Source organism: Vibrio sp. 5S239 (assembly GCF_041439575.1).
In the GTDB taxonomy this organism is placed as follows: domain Bacteria; phylum Pseudomonadota; class Gammaproteobacteria; order Enterobacterales; family Vibrionaceae; genus Vibrio; species Vibrio kanaloae.
Genome location: NZ_JBGOOM010000045.1, coordinates 1 through 3724, shown reverse-complemented (window position 1 = coordinate 3724; position 3724 = coordinate 1). Strand labels below are relative to the sequence as shown.

The following is a 3724-nucleotide window of genomic DNA, read 5'->3' as shown; positions in this document are numbered from 1 at the left end:
TAACAAAGCGCTTAAGGCAGACTCGCAACGCGTGGCATTTTTAGTATGCGTTGATATATGTGTTTAAGGTGTTATGCGGTAGCTTCGTATTGCGTTGCTCACTACTTAGCTTAGCGTTATACCATTTCCACCACATTAGTAAGCAGAATGAGAATAGTATGGTCAAATTTATTAAAAGTGTTGGCGTAGTTATAGGTACTTTAATTGTTGGTGGGTTAGGAAGTGGGGTCTGGGAGCGTATTCTTGCCCCACTATATGACTTTGTTATGAGCTGGGTCGCTAGGCTACTTTCCCAACTATCCGTCAACTATGAGAATACGATATACATCAATGCCTCAAATTTAGCTGACAATGGCCAAGCAGGGGGAAGTGTGTTGCTTCTGTTTTTGGTATTAACATTTTTTTGGGTGCAACAGTCATTGAAAACAAAAACTAGTAACCAACATGTTTCTAGTTTCTATAAGGGTTTAAGCATCTATTTCACTGGCTGGTTTGGTATCTTTTTGTCTGGTTCAGCTTTAGTGTTTGTGTTAATAACATTGTCTACCACTACTACGTCATTCATGATTAAAAAAACTTCAGTGGATAATATGAATATCGCCAGACCATATATCGGTGATGAAAGTTATCACAAGCTATACTCTGACTTTCTACAAATGCAAAGCAAAAGTGACTTTGATGACTTCTATAATCAAGTTGTAATGTACGCAAAAGAGTATGGGTTCTCTATTAAAGTGCGACCTGACTAAAATGGTATAACAAAGCATTTAAGAGTGATTCAGCACGCTTGGCATTTTTAGTTTGGGTTGAGTTTAGTGTTTAAGGTGGTCAAATTGAGTGTTGTGGTCGCGTGCTTCACACCTTAATGCGGCGTTAGTTTGCAAAGGGCAGAAAAGCGTTTGTGGTCTAAAAGCCTTGTTCTGCGTTCTAGCTATTCACCTGTTATTTCCCAATGACTTTTCATCGAAATAGGCATCTCGCGTAGCCCGTTTTTCGGTTAAGCGACGGTCGTGTTATTCATTTCTTCCGTGTTAGTAAGGTTCATTTTTCCATGTTCTTGCGCGCTTCTTCTTTGGTTTTGAAAGTTAAGCGGGAGCATTGAACATTGCATTTGTGGCTGTCAGCATCTACGAAAGTCTTCTTCGCCAAGTGCGTTTTGTTAGTTGGGTTTAAATTCTGAGCTGTCCGTTTTACTTTTGTGTTCAAAGCCAGTAGTTTTATAGCTAATTCAGTATCTTGGCGCTAAACCTTTGGCTTCATCGCGGTGGCAAACTAACAAAGCGCTTAAGGCAGACTCGCAACGCGTGGCATTTTTAGTATGCGTTGATTTATGTGTTTAAGGTGTTATGCGGTGGCTTCGTATTACGTTGCTCACTACTTAGCTTAGCGTTATATTTATCGGAGGAAAAATTGAAAGATTTTCGAAGAAAGCAGGTTTTAATGTTAAGAATATTAATTCCATTAATAGCTCTAATCTATTTTGTACCTGCAATTTCACCATACTATATAGCAGGAAGTGATGATGCTAGGATTTTACAAAACTCCAAAGTTTTAGCTGAATTTGAACGTTATAAGAATGCATATGAAAAACGTCCAAGTGAGCTTTCACCAGAATTGAAAACTTGGGTGAACATTACTTCTTTTGTCGACTATAAAGTAGAATTTGACCTGACTAAAGATCGTCTAGATGATCAGATTAGTGCTTTTCGAGCTGAGTTAAGGTATGACAAGGTAATCGTGTCTATAATATTGTCGCTTGTTATTTATGCTATTTTTCTGGTGCTAACAAAGGATATGGGCGTTGATGGGTATAGGGTACGAGCTAAAGAAAGAAAAATTCAGAACGAGGACTTAGGGGTATTTGATTCAGATATAAAAGACTGTATGACCGCAGTTGAACAGATGCGTAATAGCTCAATTGTGTTGTTATTTTCTGGTTTATCGCTTGCTTTAATCGGTGTCGCTGTTTTTTATAATACCATCCCTGAAGTTCACGCTTTGACAACTGATAAAATAACGGGCCCATATTTAACGATGTCAATTATTCGCCCTGTTGGTATTTTGGTTTTTATTGAATCGATAGCATGGTTTCTGCTAAGGCAGTATAGAAATTCCATGGAAGATTATAAACAACTATATAGAATTCAACTCAAACGCAGGAATTATAAGTTATCTTATGAGTTAACAAGTGAAGGTTCAGGTAAGCATGAGCAATTAATAAATAGCTTGTTAGCTGAAGATTTTTCAGGCGTATATGATGCTTCCAAGACAAATGAATTTGTAGAAGCAAAAAAAGTCCGAGAGGACGCTAATACTCTTGAAAAACTAAATCCATTACTAAAGTCAGCAAAATAAATATAACAAAGCGTTTAAGGCAGATTCCCAACGCATGGCACTTTTCATTTCATCGTTGGGTCTTGTGTTTAAGGTGGTATGGTTAGGTTCAGTGGTGGCGTTGCTCACTACTTAACGCGGCGTTATGTGAATGGAGAAAGGAATGAAGATTGTTGTTAGATATCAGGATGGTACGGTCGAAGACTCCGAGGGGAACGTTTTAAGTTTCGGCTTAGACCGATTTGTGTCTGACATTTGTCTAGGTGAACATTGCTTTATGTGTGGTGCTTCGCCAACTAATACTTCATTTAATGACGAACATATCATTCCCAAGTGGGTTCTGAGAAAGCTAGACTTATACAAAGACAAAATCACGTTACCAAATAAAGCACAAATACCATATGAACGATATGTTGTTCCTTGTTGTACGAGTTGTAATTCCTTTCTTGGAGAAACGGTTGAAGCTGAGATCAAATGTGCATTTGATAATGGTCATGATTCGTTAAATAAGTATATATACCAGAATGGTACGCAAAAGTTGTTTCTATGGCTTGCGCTAATTTTCTTTAAAACTCATTTGAAAGACTCTTTCTTAAGAAAGCACTTGGATATGCGTAAGGGGGAAGAGACTATTGCCAGCGATTATGATTGGAGTTTCATGCACCATATACATTGTTTAATACGGACTCTAAAAACAGGTGTTGAGTTTGATGAACGTTGTTTTGGTTCAATGATTGTTTTGCCTGCAACCGTAAGTTCAAACTACTCACAGTTCGATTTCTGTGATACTTACGCAAGTAATACGGTTATGCTTCGTATTGGCGATGTCGCTATAGTTTCGGTTCTTGATGATTCATGTGCTAGTGCGTACTTTCTTGCCCCAATCCTTGAAAAAATAACAGGATCTTGTTCTCCGCTTCAGTTACGTGAAATCTTGGCTCATGTGACACTAATTAATGACAAACTCAAGTACAGACCTAGGTTTTTCACTAAGTTCGACCGAGCAACACAATCACTGAGTATCCATACTGAATTACCAGAGACTATGGATATGGAGCCCTTTACAAAAGAAGAATTTGGTTGGGTTTTATATTCAAAAGTCTCTGATTATCTGGGTAAGATTACTTGCCCCAATGGTGAGTTCACTGAAGAAAATCTAAAAGCCGGAAATTATCGATTTCTAATAAACGAAAAGAATGAGTTTATAGCTAATTCAATGGAAAAATTCACATAACAAACAATTTAAGAGTGATTCAGCACGCGTGGCATTTTTGGTTTGGGTCTAGTTTAGTGATTACGGCGCTCAAATTGAGTGTCGTGGTAGCGTGCTTCACACCTTAATTGGGCGTTAGTTTGCAAGGAGCAGAAAAGCGTTTGTGGTCTAAAAGCT

At 38.1% G+C, this 3724-nt stretch carries 3 protein-coding genes; all 3 read left to right on the top strand.

Features of this window, described 5'->3' with window-relative positions; translation table 11 throughout:
- Nucleotides 1–158 precede the first annotated feature (158 nt).
- The 3 genes from ACED48_RS20225 (at nucleotide 159) to ACED48_RS20215 (ending at nucleotide 3568) form a co-directional block, all read left to right on the top strand.
- On the top strand, nucleotides 159–749 hold the full coding sequence (locus ACED48_RS20225) for a hypothetical protein (RefSeq protein ID WP_017058495.1): 591 nt from the start codon (nucleotides 159–161) through the stop codon (nucleotides 747–749).
- Nucleotides 750–1410: 661 nt separating this feature from the next.
- A complete protein-coding gene (locus tag ACED48_RS20220) occupies nucleotides 1411–2355 on the top strand; it encodes a hypothetical protein (RefSeq protein WP_017058494.1) in 945 nt (314 codons plus the stop codon).
- A 142-nt stretch (nucleotides 2356–2497) separates the two neighbouring features.
- On the top strand, nucleotides 2498–3568 hold the full coding sequence (locus ACED48_RS20215) for a hypothetical protein (protein ID WP_017046198.1): 1071 nt from the start codon (nucleotides 2498–2500) through the stop codon (nucleotides 3566–3568).
- Nucleotides 3569–3724 lie beyond the last annotated feature (156 nt).